15 protein-coding genes and 1 pseudogene are annotated in these 16,927 nt (G+C 57.1%); 4 read left to right on the top strand and 12 right to left on the bottom strand.

Annotation, left to right across the window (positions count from 1 at the left end):
• Window positions 1-376, top strand: a pseudogene (locus AKN84_RS42435) (IS5/IS1182 family transposase); the annotation flags it as partial.
• 135 nt (window positions 377-511) lie between these two features.
• Here AKN84_RS42435 and AKN84_RS50925 read toward each other — a convergent pair.
• The 5 genes from AKN84_RS50925 to AKN84_RS42415 form a co-directional block, all read right to left on the bottom strand.
• Window positions 512-727: a ubiquitination-like system serine protease family protein gene (locus AKN84_RS50925; RefSeq protein WP_488226073.1), complete on the bottom strand. Its 216-nt coding sequence runs from the start codon at window positions 725-727 to the stop codon at window positions 512-514.
• Between the two features lie 182 nt (window positions 728-909).
• The gene (locus AKN84_RS42430) at window positions 910-2,382 is read right to left on the bottom strand and encodes a hypothetical protein (protein WP_128971664.1); all 1,473 of its coding nucleotides are present in this window, start codon (window positions 2,380-2,382) and stop codon (window positions 910-912) included.
• Window positions 2,355-3,572 carry a HesA/MoeB/ThiF family protein gene (locus AKN84_RS42425; protein WP_157863401.1) on the bottom strand — a complete coding sequence of 406 codons (1,218 nt, stop codon included), beginning with the start codon at window positions 3,570-3,572 and terminating at the stop codon, window positions 2,355-2,357. The genes AKN84_RS42430 and AKN84_RS42425 overlap by 28 nt, the downstream gene beginning before the upstream one ends.
• A 122-nt stretch (window positions 3,573-3,694) precedes the next feature.
• Window positions 3,695-4,072 carry an E2/UBC family protein gene (locus AKN84_RS42420; protein ID WP_050426277.1) on the bottom strand — a complete coding sequence of 126 codons (378 nt, stop codon included), beginning with the start codon at window positions 4,070-4,072 and terminating at the stop codon, window positions 3,695-3,697.
• Complete coding sequence (locus AKN84_RS42415) at window positions 4,069-4,755, bottom strand: multiubiquitin domain-containing protein (protein WP_128971662.1); 687 nt, start codon at window positions 4,753-4,755, stop codon at window positions 4,069-4,071. Before AKN84_RS42415 ends, AKN84_RS42420 begins: the two co-directional genes overlap by 4 nt.
• 149 nt (window positions 4,756-4,904) lie before the next feature.
• Between AKN84_RS42415 and AKN84_RS42410 the strand changes: the two genes are divergently transcribed.
• Window positions 4,905-5,258 carry a helix-turn-helix domain-containing protein gene (locus tag AKN84_RS42410; RefSeq protein WP_050426275.1) on the top strand — a complete coding sequence of 118 codons (354 nt, stop codon included), beginning with the start codon at window positions 4,905-4,907 and terminating at the stop codon, window positions 5,256-5,258.
• Window positions 5,255-5,776, top strand: a complete 522-nt coding sequence (locus AKN84_RS42405) for an ImmA/IrrE family metallo-endopeptidase (protein WP_050426274.1) — start codon at window positions 5,255-5,257, stop codon at window positions 5,774-5,776. The genes AKN84_RS42410 and AKN84_RS42405 overlap by 4 nt, the downstream gene beginning before the upstream one ends.
• Before the next feature lie 30 nt (window positions 5,777-5,806).
• On the opposite strand, the gene AKN84_RS42400 is transcribed toward AKN84_RS42405, so the two are convergent.
• The 7 genes from AKN84_RS42400 to AKN84_RS42370 all read right to left on the bottom strand — a co-directional run bounded on the left by AKN84_RS42400 (window position 5,807) and on the right by AKN84_RS42370 (window position 15,931).
• On the bottom strand, window positions 5,807-8,161 hold the full coding sequence (locus AKN84_RS42400) for a S8 family peptidase (RefSeq protein WP_050426273.1): 2,355 nt from the start codon (window positions 8,159-8,161) through the stop codon (window positions 5,807-5,809).
• A 13-nt stretch (window positions 8,162-8,174) separates the two neighbouring features.
• Window positions 8,175-9,167, bottom strand: coding sequence for an AAA family ATPase (locus AKN84_RS42395; RefSeq protein ID WP_244485776.1), 993 nt, complete (start codon window positions 9,165-9,167; stop codon window positions 8,175-8,177).
• A 531-nt stretch (window positions 9,168-9,698) separates the two neighbouring features.
• Entirely contained in the window at window positions 9,699-11,111 is a 1,413-nt protein-coding gene (pyk, locus tag AKN84_RS42390; RefSeq protein WP_050426272.1) for a pyruvate kinase, read from the bottom strand.
• 57 nt (window positions 11,112-11,168) lie between these two features.
• Window positions 11,169-11,699, bottom strand: a complete 531-nt coding sequence (locus tag AKN84_RS42385; RefSeq protein WP_244485775.1) for an Lrp/AsnC family transcriptional regulator — start codon at window positions 11,697-11,699, stop codon at window positions 11,169-11,171.
• A 355-nt stretch (window positions 11,700-12,054) separates the two neighbouring features.
• Entirely contained in the window at window positions 12,055-13,833 is a 1,779-nt protein-coding gene (locus AKN84_RS42380; RefSeq protein WP_128971661.1) for an FAD-dependent oxidoreductase, read from the bottom strand.
• 30 nt (window positions 13,834-13,863) lie between these two features.
• Entirely contained in the window at window positions 13,864-14,694 is an 831-nt protein-coding gene (locus AKN84_RS42375; protein WP_050426270.1) for a phosphoenolpyruvate hydrolase family protein, read from the bottom strand.
• Window positions 14,681-15,931: a Tm-1-like ATP-binding domain-containing protein gene (locus tag AKN84_RS42370; protein WP_050426282.1), complete on the bottom strand. Its 1,251-nt coding sequence runs from the start codon at window positions 15,929-15,931 to the stop codon at window positions 14,681-14,683. Before AKN84_RS42370 ends, AKN84_RS42375 begins: the two co-directional genes overlap by 14 nt.
• A gap of 165 nt (window positions 15,932-16,096) precedes the next feature.
• Between AKN84_RS42370 and AKN84_RS42365 the strand changes: the two genes are divergently transcribed.
• The gene (locus tag AKN84_RS42365; protein ID WP_244485774.1) at window positions 16,097-16,651 is read left to right on the top strand and encodes a hypothetical protein; all 555 of its coding nucleotides are present in this window, start codon (window positions 16,097-16,099) and stop codon (window positions 16,649-16,651) included.
• Window positions 16,652-16,927 lie beyond the last annotated feature (276 nt).

Below are 16,927 nucleotides of genomic sequence, written 5' to 3'. Positions count from 1 at the left end.
CCTCGGCCCCGTGATCGCCGACATGGAGAAGCTCACCGGCGTGGAGGCTCGCCGTATCCACGTCGACAAAGGGTATCCCGGCCACAATCACCCGCATCGGTTCAGAGTCTGGATCTCGGGTCAGGTCCGCCGCGTCTCAGCTCCCATCCGCCGCGAGATGAGGCGTCGCGCGGCTGTCGAGCCCGTCATCGGTCACATCAAGGCCGAGCACCGCATGGACCGCAACTATCTCAAAGGGCGTCCCGGCGACTGTATCAACGCTGTCCTCGCCGCCGCCGGCTACAACTTCGGCCTGCTCCTGCGATGGCTCTCAGAGCTCTTGCGTGCCATCATCCGAGCCTTCCTCGAGACCATCCCGGCGCCAAATATCGCCTGAGCCCGGCGCGCGCCGGTTCTTCACGAACGACTGTTTTATTTCTTTTCGTGATCCAAAACGGTTCCGACGTCGTATGATCACACAACGTTAGCCGCGGACTCCCGTCGGGGTCTGCCCTCTTTGAGCCCGAAGCGGCTAGATAACGTAAGCCTTACTATGGCGCAGGACAAAGTGGACGCGACAACCTGAGGTTAGGTGGACCGAAGGAAACAGTGAAATCGTGCCATCCGCTTCCGCTCGAAACTTCCATGCTGGGGGTATCGCCTCTGAGAGACTGATCCTCCTGACCTCCCCGCAGTGATCTGGACAATTCATTAAAAGCCACTTTGCGCCAGAGGTTCCCTTTACCATTACGATCGCACCGCCCGAGAGCAACCGGTTGGCCTCGGCTTGAGAATTGACCCAATGGACGGGACCGTACTGCACGACGGTACGATACGCGTGTGCCCGCGAAGGAGGCGCACCGGCATCGGGAGCCGTCGTCTGCGGCGGCGAACTCTTCCAAAAGGACGCAATCCAGTCGAGAAAAGCTCTCACGAAGCGCATAGGCAAGCCTCTGCACTCAAGATCAGGTTGGCTGCTAGTCGATAGGCCTCGGAATTTTTCTTGCGCGCCCACCACAGAAGATGAGCGGCCACCATCAGCTGATATTCGGTTTCGCCGACGATAGGTCCAATCTGCCTTCTTACCTGGCAGACCGCATCAAACCGGTGGCTACCCAGTCTTGGCGTCACTTTGGGCGGCAGAAGCGGCGGCGCGTAAAGCTCGTGCAGAGACTTCTTGTCCAACGGTGATCCAGCATCCGGATCCAACGCAATCGAACACTCAAGTTCGGCGGGATCGCGGGAAGCCGGTGCGATGCCACTGCGGAGAAAATCAATGAGGACGACCTCGCCTGATTGCCTGACAAAGATATTCTTCAGATGCAGATCACCGTGCGAACAGACTTCATACAGCTTCACGGACGGCATTTTCCGCAGTTTGTCGAACAAGACGTCCGGTGCAGGCACAGTGTTTGCGTTTGTGAGGTTTGCGTAACTTGCCCAATAGTCCTGCGGTGTACTCTTTATGATGCGAACGGTGTCGAGCACATATGTGCCGAGCGTGTAGCTTGCCAACGTTGCATGTGATCGCCATCCACGCAAAGCGTCGTCGAAAATCGAAAGTATGGCTCGGTTCAGATTATGAGATTTCGCATAGTCCGATAGCAGAATGGCGCGATCGACGAAGTGCGAAACGAGCGCTGATTGTCCCGCTCCTGGCGTGTACCGCTGAGGAATCATGGGAGGGACAAAGGGAAATGGAATGGTATCAGCGCACAACTCGATGTTGCCGCGCTCGGACGCGATCCGGTCAAACGTATCCACCTTGATCAGAAACGGGACTGGATGCGGGGCAGTCGGTCGCATCGCATCTACGCGATAAATTCTCTTATTCGGAGTGATCTTTTTGACCGACAGTGTCTCGCAGTCGCTGAATGCACGCTGTATCAATAGCCTGTCTTCGACGTCGGCTCCCATGCCGATGTCAAGATTTCGCCAGGCGGGGCCTGGTTCGTGTTCGAGCACTCCCTTGATCGCGAGAGCGATTTGCGCGTCGTTGGATGCATAGGCTGACGAGCCGAAATGGCTTACTCCGAGGATACCCGTGCCCTTCGCTATATCGTCCTGATCGCCTTCGACAATTACAGCGATCAGCAACGCCTGTTTCTCAGCCGTCAGCTTCGCGGCATTGACGATCTTTCGAAGGCGCTGCTGAGCACCGAGATCGACTAGCGGTCCCGAGAAAATCATGACCGCTCTGGAGCCTGCAGCGCGTTCTTCAAGCTCTGCGCGCAAGACTTCAAGGTTTTCTTCCAACTGAATAGGCGTCAGGCCCACCGCCTCGAGCCGTGTCCTGACTGAGGATGGAACCCCAGCGCACAACACCGCCGTTCTCGACGCATCGATAGGAGGCAGTTTGGTGGCCTCGCCGACGCTTAACTGTTGCGCCACGGAATCGGCCACGAGTCACCCTTTGCCAAAGCGCCGCGGCTGGACGAACAAACAATGCAATCCTTGAGCGGGACCGTTGCAACCCCTCGTACCGTACCTTCGCCTATCACGTAGTTCTGGTGTCGTGCTCGCATGGAAAAGCCGGCGACTGCCGCGAGAAACATCGTAACCGCGAGCGAAGATACTGTCGAATTCAGACTGATGACGGCAGGCTGGGGCTGGGCATCTCCTACGATGTATCTATCGGCGGCCCGTTCGGCGTCTGACATAAGGTCGCGGCGAACCATTTCGGGATCTAGAAATCCGTTACATTGAAGGCAAGCAAGCGAGGGGGCGAGCATCTGTACCCGTCCTGCCATAGCCTTGATTCGTCCCTCCTCCGCATCGATGCGGATGCCGACATCGATGGTGGGAAGCAAATATTGATACGCGATCTGGTTCAGAATCATTCTGCTGCCGTGATTGTCGGTGCAGCAGAAGACGAAATCACACTCGAAGAGTTTCTCGGCGGCGGACTGGTCCAGCACCGACCCCTCAATTGCTTCAGCCTGGGTAGCTCCGATCCCTGATCGTCTGATCGCGTCCGCGGCGACGGAAACCTTACTCCGTCCTAGGTCCGCATGCGCGGAGCCGACCACGCGGTTCAGATTGGTTTCCTCCAAAATGTCATCATCAATCAAAACCAACTTCCCTACGCCGAGATAAGCAAGCTCCTGTGCGATGACCGATCCCGTACCTCCAAGTCCCACGATGCCTATCGTCAACGAGCGCAACAGAGACTGCCCATGCTCACCCAAGGCCCGTACGTTTCTATCGAATACGGCCCCGCTGGTCCCTTTGGCTTTCTCGCTCCCGAAGAATTTGACCACGGAGGACACCTCGGAGATATCGCTCAAGGCGTGGATGTCGTCTTCCGCCCGATAGACCCTTCCAGAGAAACCCTCTAGTCCCAGCACCAGCGTGCCGTGCGGGCCGCCTTGGGCGCGCGCGAAGACCGCAGGCATAAGCACAGCTTCGCCCCTGTCATCGACGGATGAAAAATTCGGGAATTGATCGAACGGGTGCGTATGGCAGAAGAAAGCGCACTGAGACGACTGACGAGCCTGCTTCAGGGGTTTCGCGAGAAATTCGGGCTTAAGTACAATCCGCATTTCCGATTGCGTCTCGTAAGCGTCCTCCGGAGCATGAACCACGGTTTCCACGAGGAAGCGGCCCGGTCCGCCTCTGTTTGCTAGAAGAACGCAGCTAGCCTCCCGCGGAGAGGCGGTCATGAGCCGGCTTTTCATGTCCGTGAAAGACGAGCCTGCGAAAATGAGCGAAGATTTCAAACGCCCTGCCTCAACCGATCGAGTACGACTCTCAGGTAGGTATGCAGTGTATCGACGTTTGGATTCCATTTCGAGACATGCCAGGAAAACCAGAGCAGGTTTTGTCCCAACTGGCTGTTTGGCTGGGCATTTTGCGGCAGGCCGCCAGATGCGAGCCGCACATCTGCATCGACCCAAAAGCAATCTGGACGCGCCTGGGGATAGGCCGCCGGGGCCACAATCCGAACGGTGGTGGAGGGCCTGTTCCACTTCCCGGACGGCTCGAGTGGCACGTTCGGGATGGTGATGACCGCTCCACCCGGTCCGGGTTGCATCTGAGCCTGCGGGTAATCTCTCTTCAGGGCCTCAAACTGCGCTTGTATATGCGGTGTCATGTGCCAAACGTTGCCGGCGGAAGTGAATAAAACCGCTGTCCGTCTTCGATCTTGACCGACTTGTCGTTCGGGATCGGCAGATCGTCGCCGGGTTGCTCCAGAAACAGCTGATAATCGCTTTCGATGCCACCCAAGGCTCGTATCTGAGCACCACTCAAGTGTGCCTGATGCACGGTATGTGGAACGTCGTTGATGAAAATCGTCGGGTGCTTTGGCTCGCGGCTCTTGGAGACGAAATGTTCAACACCGCTGCCCGCCAGATCAACCGAAGGTTCGTCAGGGGAAATCTCGCGGTCCGTCGCGTGGCCCTGCGTCCACAGGGAAACCTTGTTAGCGTCTAGGTTCGCCACGTGGTAAAGTAGCGCGCCTGACACCGGCGAAATCGGCCATTCGTACTCGACGGCGTCAATTTGAAACCGAAACAGTCGATCGCCGGGAAGAACGTAGAAGCGTCGTACTTTCGACTGCTGCAAATCGATCTCATCGCTTTGCCTGAGTTCTCTCAGGCCGCCATCGCCTGGATTGTAGAGAACAAAGAAGGCATCGATCGGCTGCTTTTCCGCCGCTTGCACAATATCGGCCCCGGTCGGATGCGACTTGCTGATTTGGCGGCTCTCTTCGTGCAGCCCCTCATCGATGATGACGACCGTTTCGTGCCCGGCCCCGCCGTTGTGCTCAGACATGAACGACGTCTCCTTTCGATTCCACCAAATGGTCACGGCTCCGTTTATCCGTGCTTTTCCAATGTTGTCAATACACACAACAAAATGTTTATTATAAGCACAATTGTGCTTCTCATTGACAAGGAGACTCGCTTGAGACAAACAGGCACATGGGCCATCAGACGATCTACATTACCTTCGGCAAGGCTGTGGCAACCAGGCGGAGAAAGCTTGAGCTTACTCAAGTCGAATTGGCGGCCCGCGTCGGCATTTCAAGGGCGTCACTGGCCAATATAGAAAGCGGCCGTCAGAGCGTGCTCTTGCATCACGTTTACGGCTTGGCGGACGCCCTGCAGCTGGACAAGGTAGCAGATCTCCTTCCTTCGTTACCAAGGGCTCAGCCAGAGCAGGATGTTGGCATGTTTGTTCTTTCCGACGAAAGCGTCAGCCCCCTTGGTAAGGCCCAAATCCGCGACCTCATTGAGAACGCCTTGGCCCATCGCGGAAAGAAGGGTGACACGTGAGGGCGGATCCGGACAAGGCGCGAAAGGCGGCTCGAGCGCTGATTCGAAGCTTTGGAGTTAGCGCGCCACCAGTCCCGATTGAACGTATCATCAAGGCACGCAACATCGTGCTGCAGCACGCCGCGTTGGACGACAATCTTTCCGGTATGGCTTATATACAGGATGGCGTCGGCATCATCGGCGTGAATGCGCTTCATCACCCAAATCGCCAGCGGTTTTCGGCTGCTCACGAATTAGGCCATCATGAACTTCATGGGGCGGAGATAAGAAAGGCGGTCCATGTCGACCGTATGTTCCGGGTTCTCCTCCGTGATGATGTGTCATCTCAAGGCGTCGATCCCCTTGAGATTGAGGCCAACGCCTTCGCCTCCGAATTGCTCATGCCGAGTGAACTTCTCATGAAAGTCGTCAACGCCAGCGGGCTCGACATTGAGGACGAGGCGGGCATCGAATCCATTGCACGTCGATTCCGCGTCAGCGCCGCAGCGATGCGATACCGATTAGCCAGCAGGTTTTGAAAAACGTCCGCACGGCTAAAAGCGAACTGGTTAGGCGCGCAGGCGTACACGAAGTGGTTGATGAATGTTGATTTGTGCCTCGTGCTCCAACTCAACGGCGACGGCAAAGCGTTGATGCGTAACTTCTTCGCCGGCCCATCGGCGTTCCGCGAACACAGCCAGATAATAATCGCCGCCATATCGATCAACATTCCGCTGCATTGTCATCATTGACCTCTGGAGTGTGCTGGTTCCGCGAAGGTCACGCGACGGATCGAGTGGACATTTCGCCGAGGCTGCCAACTTCTCAAAAGCGTCCTCCTCTTTTGTCCGATGCCTAAAATGCTCGAAGATAGCTTCCGGCTCCATTCCACGGATCAGGTGATAGTTGAGACGTACACCAAGGTATTCGAGCCGAGTGTGTCGAACCGGAGGATCAAACGCCAAGCTCACACGGATGTGCCGTTTGCCTTTCGTTGTACGGAATTCGGCAGGTAATGGAACGCGATAGAGAGCAAACTGGTCAACCGCTAGTTCTTGCCGATCCGCGATGAAGATCACTCGTCGCTCTTCCGAATCCAAGGCGCGAGCAACATCGGGAATGCCGTATCCTAAGCACGCACGCTGGCCACCCGCTCCGAACTTTTGGAGACATTGTAAGGCGTCAGCCGGTGGACTTGCGGAAAGCGCAAGGAGGGCTCGAATCATATTGGCAGACGCCGCCGGCATTGCGCGCACGAGCAATGCCGCTTTGTAAGCTATGCGTGGTGCAGCCATTGAGGTACCGGTCGAAGACGTCAGCAATCCCCGCAAATAGTCGGGACGCAACGTCAACATCCCGGCGCTGGCGTATTGATCGCCCGACACGATCCTTTGCGTCATGCCGTCAAAAAGCACCGTGCCGCCAAAATCGACCAGATCAGGCTTGATCGAGTCATTGACGCCCGGGCCCGAGCGAGTGATGGGCGTCGGCAAGTTAAGCGACGCAATGGCTCGCAGTTCCGCTCCACCAGATCCATCTGTTGGCAACCCGTTAGCATGTGCCAAGCCTCCAACTGTCAGCGCAATGGCGGCGGTCGCGGGCTCAACGATCCGGTTCTCTACAGACACGAGGTAGTCCGGATAGGTCCGCGTGATCTGCTCCGCCTCCTCCCCCCAAGGAGCTCGCACGCCGGAGCTAGAGTTTCCAGCCGAGACAATGATGACGATGTCGAGCTCTCGAGCCAGAGTGTCGAGCGTCGCCGCCCAGGGAGACAGGCGTCGGCCGTCGTAGGGAACGCGATGGGCATCGCCCAGCGCAACATTGACGATCCGACATCCGCGCTCCTGAAGGATGCGGATAGCTTTCTCCATCTGGTCCGATATTGTTGCCGCATCATCGAAGCGGCCTTCGTCGTTCACGACTTTTACCGATATAATCCGTACCGGGCTTTCGAAGACCCTCCTATCGACGCATTCACGGACATCTCCGAAAGCGGCAATGCCTGCGACCTTGGTCCCGTGTCCCCAGATATCGGCCGAGCCCAGCGCATCGGGCACCCCCAACGAGTCCACTAAGGAAGGAGTCAAAAGAGGATGGTCCGTACTGCCGCTGTCGACAACACCGATTAAAGGGGCGTCGGCGGAAGGTGATGGTGCCGTAATGTCCTCGATCGTGACCACGGGCGGATCACGCTCGCCGAGATCTGGTATCGGCGGGATATCGATCTCGGAAATCACGGGCAGTTCTAACAGCTCGCGTAGGACAGCCCCGCGCATCCGAGCGCGAAGCACGATCAGGCCTGCTGTACCTATGTAGAGAGACAGTATCTCCCCTCCAGCAGCTTCCGCATGCTCGATGATCTTTTGCACGCGGATTTGGCGATCAAGCTGCGTGGGCGCGTCCCAAAGCTCAACGTCGATAGTAAAATTTGCCCGCGTGTCAAAATGCTCGAGAGCTGACTTTCCATCCGAGCGCAATCGAGGCCCAATGCGATCGGAAGCAGAGAGGCTGCTCACATCGTCTATGGCTGCAAAGAGCTGGTTGTAGGCCGGATTCTTCGCCTCACCTTGCACACCTTTTTGATATTCGGCGAGCCGCTCGCGGAAAGCCTTCAACTCGATATCATCACTGAACAACACGAGAATGCCGCCCGGATCCTGAGCAAGCACCTTGAAGCCAGCGGTACGCCAGGTGTCTTCTTGGATCGGCGCGCTCAACCGAACTTTGAGGATAAGCTCGGGATCAATACCCTCGATCTTTGGAAGAGCCTGCTGATCCTTCGCGACGGCATCGATTTGCGCGGTGATGGTGGCGGCATGAGCACCTGCACTTTCGCGGACAGGCGGCGCCACTGGCGCTGGGACCCTACGACGGTCGAGCGTTTTTTCCAGCCGCTCAAGCGGCAGATGGGGAAGCTTCGCCATTTTTGGCTGCGCGTCAGAGGCTTCGGTTGGACGTCAAACTCTTGCGACGTGTTTCTTGCCGGAGCGCAGCTGCGAATTCCGTCTCGCTTACTGACTTGCGCTTCTTTAAAACGGCTTTCTTAATTGCATCAAAGCATATTCGTTCAATGTCCGCGTAGGACATACCGACAAGCTTACTTATCGTCGTCGACACGTCAAAATGCGCCGGGAAATTAGCAAATTGGCGCGTCAGCAAGAGCTCGATTTCACGTTCGGTGGGGGGATCGAACGACAATATATCATCAAAGCGCCGCCACAGAGCCTCGTCCAAAAATTGCGGCAAGTTAGTTGCTGCAATCACAAGACCGGGCCCTTTGAAACGCTCGATCATCAACAGCAAGCTATTCACGACCCGTCGCAATTCGTTGTGCTCTGCCGTATCCGTTCTGGTACGCGCGAGTGCGTCAAACTCGTCGAGGAACAGAATACAAGGCTTGCGCGTGGCGAACTCAAACAGGCGACGCAGATTGCTGGCCGTCTCTCCAAGAAATGACGAAATGATCACGTCGATGCGAGCGCTGTAAAGCGGCATCGATAACTCGCGTGCGAAGACCTCGGCGCAAAGCGTCTTCCCACAGCCGGACGGCCCCGAAAAAAGTAACCGGGTAGAAATCGGTAGCCGATGACGCCGCAGTTCTTCACTTCGGCGGCGTTCTTCGATGATACCCTCAATCAGCAATCGCATATCGGGATTGAGGACAATATCATTTAGGCCCCGGGTGACGGCCACTTCGTCGAGAAGATCTGCGGCAGGATCGATTTGGCTCGCAAGCGTGGTCAGCCCAGGCTGCGGAACGGCTTGGTAGTCATGACGAACATTCGCGTCGAGAATTTTCCTAAGGGACTCGGCGAAGGGCCGCTTTCCCTGATTAGCTGCATCATCGATGATGCGAAGGGTCGCGGCTCGGAACTCTTGGTTGCGGCCAAAGCTTGCAACGAGCTTTTTGATATGGTCGGCCTTGGCCATCCGCAGTCCTAACTCCGCCCTCTGATTCGACGCTCGTATCGATTGTATCGCGTTCTGGAAGCGACGGCAGCTTGACAAATCCTCTCTCGCACGCAGGTTCAGCGGCTGCAACGATTTCCGCTGCCTAGTGAACAGCTAGATCGTTTTGAACCGTCGGCAAGCGCCCTCGGTCGCGATTGTCCGACATCACGTGGACTGCGCGTGTCGCACCAATCCCGCCCGCTCGCAGAAAAATACCTGATCTAGTTTCACTACTTCAGAGTGAAGTTGAAAGCACTGGCAATTTTTTTTGAGCCTTCAGCCCTGTATCTTTCGAGCTTGTCGGCGTTAGGCTAGATATAAGTTTAAGACTTATCAGCAAGTCATTGAAAATACTGATAGATCTGGTTAATAGAATCAAGCCCTCATATTCAGCTTGGAAGGCTGATGCTGGCCTCGAACCCTGTCAGCTCCTGGTCACACACAAATTTCAAGCATGGTCCATATGGCAATCTGGGTCGCTTCCGGCAGTTCGATGCGAAGGACATTGCCTTAACATACGACAACGCGAAGGTTGTTGGTCGCGCCTCTAAGTCCGAACGGCACTCCAGAGACAACCACGGCCAAGTCGCCCGATCGAATGTAGCCTTCCTGGTGGGCGGCCGCCGAGGCAATCCGCGTCATCTCCTCATAACCGGAAGGGTCGCCGGACACGGCACTATGCACGCCCCACAACAAGCTCATGCGCCGTGCCACCCTCTCATCCGGAGTAAGGGCAAGGATCGGCACCGGCGGCCGGCTGCGCGAAATCCGAACGGCCGTTGTTCCGCCGGCCGTAAATCCGATGATGACCTTGGCGCCAACCGTCGCCGCAAGATCTGCGCCTCCGGCCGCGACAGCGTGGGCAGGCGTATCCTCCACATCCGGTTGAGAAGCCTCAATAAGAGACCGATAGAGGTGATGCCGTTCCGTGCTTTTTATGATGCGATCCATCATGGCAACCGCTTCGACCGGGTAGGCCCCGCTTGCCGATTCGGCAGACAGCATTACTGCATCGGCTCCATCATAGATCGCAGTCGCGACATCCGACGTTTCCGCGCGCGTCGGCGTCGGCCCAGCCACCATGGAATCCAACATTTGCGTTGCGACGATGACGGACTTTCCGGCAAGCCGACAGGCGCGCACGAGCTCCTTCTGCCGACCAGGCACCTCCTCAGGCGGGATTTCGACGCCAAGATCACCGCGCGCCACCATAATGCCGTCGGACAACCCAATGATGTCGCCAATGCGGTCGAGCGCCATCGGCGTCTCGATTTTCGCAATCAGACCTGCGGCCTCTCCGATCAGAGCGCGCGCCTCGATCAAGTCGGACGGTTTCTGAACAAAGGACAAGGCGACCCAGTCGACCCCAAGATTGATGCCGAAGGCAAGGTCGGCCCGATCCTTCTTAGTGAGCGGAGAAAGATCGAGCATGGCCCCGGGTACGTTGACCCCCTTGTGGTCCGAGATCGCGCCTCCGACGACCACCTGCGCAACGATTTCTCCGTGCCCTGGCTCGGTGACCTTCAAGCGCACCCGGCCATCGTCAATGAGAATTTCTTGTCCGGGATGGACAGCTGCAAAGATCTCCGGGTGAGGCAAAGGTATCGATTGCTTCTGCCCTTTCGTACCCTCGGTCACAAAGCGCACCGTTTCACCAGCGCGCAAAACCAGACCGCCTTCTTCAAGGGAGCCGATGCGGAGCTTTGGACCTTGGAGATCCTGCAGAATGCCTATCGGACGGCCGAATTCCCGCTCGAGTCCACGGATACACTCATAGGCTCTGGCATGGTCTTGATGGCTTCCGTGACTGAAGTTTAGCCGAAAGATATCTGCTCCGGAGCGGTAGAGAGCACGGATCTTTTCAGATCCGGCGCTCGCCGGACCGATGGTTGCCACGATCTTGGCGTGACGCGAGCGACGCAATCTATTCCTCCAATGAACGAGTGCTATCAATCTAGGGACCACGTCCAACGCAACGATTTAAAGACCGCGTTCGGCGGCAGTTGAGCAGCCAGTGTCCTCTTCGTCGCTCCCTCGACACCATGCGATGGACGTGATTGGTAAGGTAAATCCTGCCTTGAACCGATCCATGACAATCATTGTTTCAAGGCGCTTTATGTCTGAGCTTTCGTCTGTAAGACGCCTGGCAAACCGCTCGTAATCTTCCATATCGTTGACTGTGACGAGCAAGACGATGTCAGCCAAACCTGTAACGTAGAACGCGCTCATCACCTCCGGCATCTTGCGAATCTTACGCTTTAGGCGATCAACGGTGTCGGCCCGAGCGCGCTCCAAGGAAATGAGAACCACGGCCGTCACATTTCGTCCAATTGCTTTTGGAGAAATGATGGAAACGTCCGCTTCTATTATTCCCCTGGATCTAAGCCGCTTCAGCCGACGTTGAACTCCGGATGCAGACAGGCCGACTTTCCCTCCGAGTTGTTCACTACAGAGGCGATTATCTCGTTGGAGGAGGTCAAGAAGACGAAAATCGATCTTGTCGAGTTGCATCACTGCCTCGCGGCCAGCGGATTGCGATCGGCCCGGGAAAGCAGACGACTGCGCAGCTCGTCCCGACATCTTCGGTTCGTCACCGCGCAGCCGACCTGTTGGACGATCAATTTCTGTCATATGCCCTAGAACACCTATTTAAGCTCTGCTCCTTGCAAGACATCGAAAAGCTGCGGCGATCCTCGTCTTCCCCGCGGCTCAGTACGCTCGATCCCGGCCGCAACCTCGTCAATCCGGCGGGCCGGTCCCCACCTCTGCCAAGAGCTTGTGATGGGAAGCAGACCGACCTCCCATCCCGTCAATCCGCGCGGTCGGCTCCGAACACATGATCCCTGCCAAGCCGGTGCGTTGACAGTCAAGCTCCGGAAGCGACCGCTTTTTGCTCCTGGTCAGTGGACAGCACCATTGCGTTGACAGTCCGATATGCGAACACGATCGCGGGACCGATTGTTATGCCTGCGCCGGGATAGATTCCGCGCATCGGCGAAGTCATGTCGTTGCCGCAGGCGTAAAGACCCCTTATTGCGTCGCCTTGTGCATCAAGAACGTTTCCGTAACTGTCGGTCGCCAACCCGCTCGCCGTGCCAAGCGTTGCCGGAACGATCGGCAACGCGATGAACGGTCCGTTTTTGATTGGCCCAAGGTTTGGATTTGTTCCCATAGTCGGATCGCCGAGCGTGCGATTGAAGGCCGATTCCCCGCGCTTAAAGAAGGGATCCCGTCCTTGGGCGGCATGCGCGTTGTGTTCTTCGATCGTCTTTTGCAGCACAACGGAATCCAGTCCCAGCTGCTTTGCGAGCTCGGCAATCGTTCGGCCTGCCTTGATGTAGCCGAGGCGGACGTATTTTCCGATGCTCAACGTCCAGGGCCATGGCAGCAAGTATCCCATGCCTCTCAATCGTACGAACTTCTGATCGCAGATGAAGTAGAACCGCTTATCTGCTGGATATCCGTTTTCAAACATTGCCAGGCAAATATCGTGGTACGAATTCGATTCGTTGACGAAACGTCTGCCATTCGGGCCAACTGCAATGACCCCAGGACGGCCGCGATCGAGCCAGCCGTACGGTACAATTTGCGAGCCGCTCGCGCGTTTCAAGATCGACACCGGGGTCCAGAAACCGGCGGATGCAACATCTTTGTCGATGGCGGCTCCGAGCGCGGTTGCAAGTCCAATGCCGTCGCCCTTGACGTCGGCATGGGCCAACGTAAGATCATGCTGGTGTGCACCACTGAGGTCGGCCCTCAACTGCGCATTCCCCGCAAAGCCACCAGATGCGAGAATAACACCACGCGAGGCACGCACGCGAGTGTCCAGATTGAACCGCCTGACAACGGCACCCGTGACGCGCCCGCCTTCCTTGCAGAGTTCGAGGGCTGGAGAAGATGGCCAGATCTCTACATCATATTTGCGCAAGCTCACGAGCAGCCGCGCGATCAAGGCATTTCCTCCGCTGAGCTCAGTACCACGCCTGAAACTCAGCCGATCCCGTGCATAGCGGCTCAGGCGAGTTAAAACGTGCTTGAACGAGGCAACAGATTGGAAAGGGTTGAGGAAGCTTCTTACCTCACTTGATGAGATCATCATGCCCCCGAGCAGAACCCGAATGGGGTCGCCAATCAGATCAAAGTCCTTGCCTAGAAGCCGCCCATCATAGGGAGCAGGGCTCAGAGCACGGCCCCTGTCAACGCCGCCAATTTGGCTCGAGTGATAATCGGGCGTAGAGGCCAGCGTGAACTTGACATCCGTCCCGTTCTCGAGCGCTGCCAACGCCGGCGGACCGTCCTGAAGAAAGGCGTCGATGAAGTCAGCGCGGTAGTATTTGCCAAGTTCATGCTGCAGGTAGGTGCTGGCATTGTTGATGGAATCATTGATGTTTGCAGTACGCGCCTGAGCAGAACGAGGAACCCAGATCATGCCATTCGACAAGGCTGTCGTGCCGCCAAGTCGCAGAGATTTCTCGCATACTATTACGCGAAGGCCGGCTTTTGCCGCAAACAGCGCAGCTGACAAGCCCGCGGCACCGCTGCCGATCACGAGGACATCTGTTTCCGGGTCCTGACCCGGTCTAGCCACCTCTTTGGAGACGAAAGCGATCGGATCAAGTTTAGCACGATTATTTTGCGTGTTCATGCGGCCTCGCTGCACGTGTTGCAGTGAACGTCAATGAGTTTGCGGAAGTGGAGCAGCTTTGAATTCCGCCACCGCTGCTTTCACCGCGCGCTCAATTGGAATTCTCTCGATTGACGATGCGCCAACAAAGCCGACACACTGGGTCGTCCGATAGACTTCGATCGTATCTTCAGGTTCGGCAATTGCCCCACCATGGCAAAGCGAGAGCACGTCCTGCCGAACGCTTCGCGCCGCTGCGTTGATCTCGTTGATGCGTCGGATCGCATCCTTTATGGATTGCCCGTCCTCGTGACCCACGAGCCCGCCCCGCGTTGCGCCAACATGGGGGACGATGCAGTCGGCACCTGCACTTGCCATCGCCTTGGCGTCTTGCGGGCTTGCGACATAGGCGAGCGAGAAGATATTCTTTTTGCGCGCGCAAGCGATCAGTTCGACCTCACGTTCAAAGCCGAGCCCGACGCGGCCGCGGCGCTCACGCCAGTTCTCACCCATGGTGGAGATCGTTGGATAGTTGATGACGCCGGAAAACCCAGCAGCCCAGAATTTGTCCAATAGAGCATCGAGGTCGAGCCGGAGAGGATCCCAAGCCTCGATGCCGCCAACCACCGGCACGGACGACACCACGTTACGAATTTCCGCCGCGAGCTCCAATGTGCGTGCGTTGGAATCACCAATCCGGCTGGTCGGAAGCCCCATCAGACGCGACAGGCCGGTCGAGTAGACCACCAGCATGTCGGCACCTCCAAGGACGGCGCATTTGGCGACCAGGCCACAGCTACTTCCTGCCGCGAGAATTGCTTTTCGTTCCGCCACCTGGCCTTCAAGCCTGGAAAGAATTTCACTTCGCTCAAACATCCGCATCGGATGAATCTCCTTGCGTGAGTTGTTCCAGAACCCAGGCCGCGGCTGCCTCGGCGAACTCGCCGTCGTTGATGTGACAGTTCAGGTCGCGCACCATCACGTGCGCGGGGAGATCTGCCTTGACCGCGGCTAGCCAAGCCTTGTCGGCCTCGGGATCGTGGAAAATGCCGCCTTGGCGGTCGTAATCGGACACGCCTTTCGCCGGCCAAAGGACAATAGTTGGCCCTTTTGCTCGCGAGAGCCGTTCGGCCGTGAGACGGCCAATGCTCGCATTCTCACACGCAGTTGTGCGCATGAGCGTCGTGTAAGGCGTATGGGCATGAAATCGGCGTCCGCGAAACCGATCAGGAACGCTCGATGGCAGGCCAAAATTGACCATATCGACCGCGCCAGGCGCAATCACTTGCGGTATCCCTTGCTTCGACGCTGCTTTCAGTCGATCCGGGCCGGCGCTCGCGGTGCCTCCGACGATTTCGTCTGCGAGCTCTGTGGTGGTCAAATCAATGACGGCGTCGAATTCACCAGCCGCGATCAGCTGCTCCATTTTGCGGCCGCCCGCCCCGTTCGCTGGAAAGACGATCGCGTCTAGCCCACCATCGGCAAGCCGCGTTGCGCACTGATTTACCGCAGGCGTTGTCACGCCGAAGGCGGTGATCGCGACTATCTTCTTGTCTCGTCCAGGCTTGATCGATGCATAGCGCATGGCCGCAACGGCCCGTCCGGCATTCTCGAGCACTCTTCTGGTAAAGACGTTGATGCCGAAGAGATCGACCAGCGTCGGATAAAGAATGATGTCATTGTGAGTGGCCAATTCAGCGAGTAGCGCCGGCCTCGCGCTGCTTACGAGAAGCTTCGGAAAGCCATAGGGCAGGTCAGACACAACCTCGGCGAAAACCGCGCTTCCCTTGCCGCCCGCAACTCCGACAATCGCACTGATCGTTGCCGATCTGAGAAGATCGCCAACTTTTGCGCGCGTGCTTTCCGCGATCTGCTTCAGCAGTTCGGCGGGCGCCTTCGTATCGGCCTGCTTGTCGCCGTCATCTATCTTCGTCCCGACGTCAATGAGGACGGTCTTGCGACCGCACGCCTCGATGAGGTCTGCAAGGTAAGACGCCTCGGGGCCCTTGGTATCCAGCGTGGCAACGATCGCAACAGCGTCCGTGATGAATCCGGTCGGCTGTCCAGCAAGCTTACCATCCCGGCCCGACCTTCGGTCGTCCGTGCAATGGTGTGACACGATCTTCCTCCCAGACCATTCATACAACAGACGGTCTAGACCCGGCTTTACCCGCGTATAAGATCGGTGAGGCGACCAAATGGGTAAGATTGGGTAGAAGCGATGAGGGCGAGAGCTACCGGCAAACTTGCCATACACATGTCGGCAATAGCTAAAGGACCACAATTGCAGGTCTACGCCCCGCCTTTGCGTAGCCTTCCAAACGGCTCCCTGCTGGTCATGGCGACCTTGCCGATCCTCGACTGGAACGAGTGTCTTTTGCGGGACCTGCGAAGCCTCAACGAAGCAACGTCCGCGCCTCATGTCTATGCGGCGATATTGATGATCGACCCCTTCGCGTGCTGGGAGGACATTGCCGAATCGTTGAAAGATGCCGGCATCGCCGGGGTTGCCAATTTCCCGCCCGCATCTTTGATCGAGCGGTCGGCAGCGGGCGTACCTATTGATGCCGCACAGGAGCTCGAACTTCGGCGGATGGAATGGTTCACGAGCCTTGGATTCAAGGCGCTGTTCGCCATCGCCAGCGATTCTGAAATTACCGCGGCGGAGAAGCGACTTGGTGCCCATCTGGAGGGGCTCATCCATCTACCAGAGGAAGCTCTTACACGGACGATGAGCGAGGAGATGGAGCTAGTAAGCCTTGGCCTGCATGGGTCGACATTACCGATGTTCGCGCTTTTGGACGGAAGCGCATCGAAACGGCAAACCTCAGCGACGTGACGAGCCGGACCGCTACTCTATGATCCGCAAGCTTTTTCATTTTTTGCAGAGGATCTTCTTAGTAGCCCGTTAGGACTGGCCACCTGTCCGCAAGATTCATACTTGCTGAGTAGACGCATTGTCCGGCTTAGCCGGTGCGGACGCGATCAATTGGGGGGCTTCAAGACGCCTGCTACGCGCCGGAAGCACAGACGGCTCGAGATCGGAACGCTGGATCATGATGCGTTTCCACGGAATCGCATCATAATCTCATCTCCTTGTTTGAGCATGATTTTT

Source organism: Bradyrhizobium tropiciagri (assembly GCF_001189845.1).
GTDB classification, from domain to species: Bacteria; Pseudomonadota; Alphaproteobacteria; order Rhizobiales; family Xanthobacteraceae; genus Bradyrhizobium; species Bradyrhizobium tropiciagri.
The sequence above is the reverse complement of the archived record's forward strand: the minus strand, read 5'-3'. Positions and strand labels throughout refer to the sequence as shown.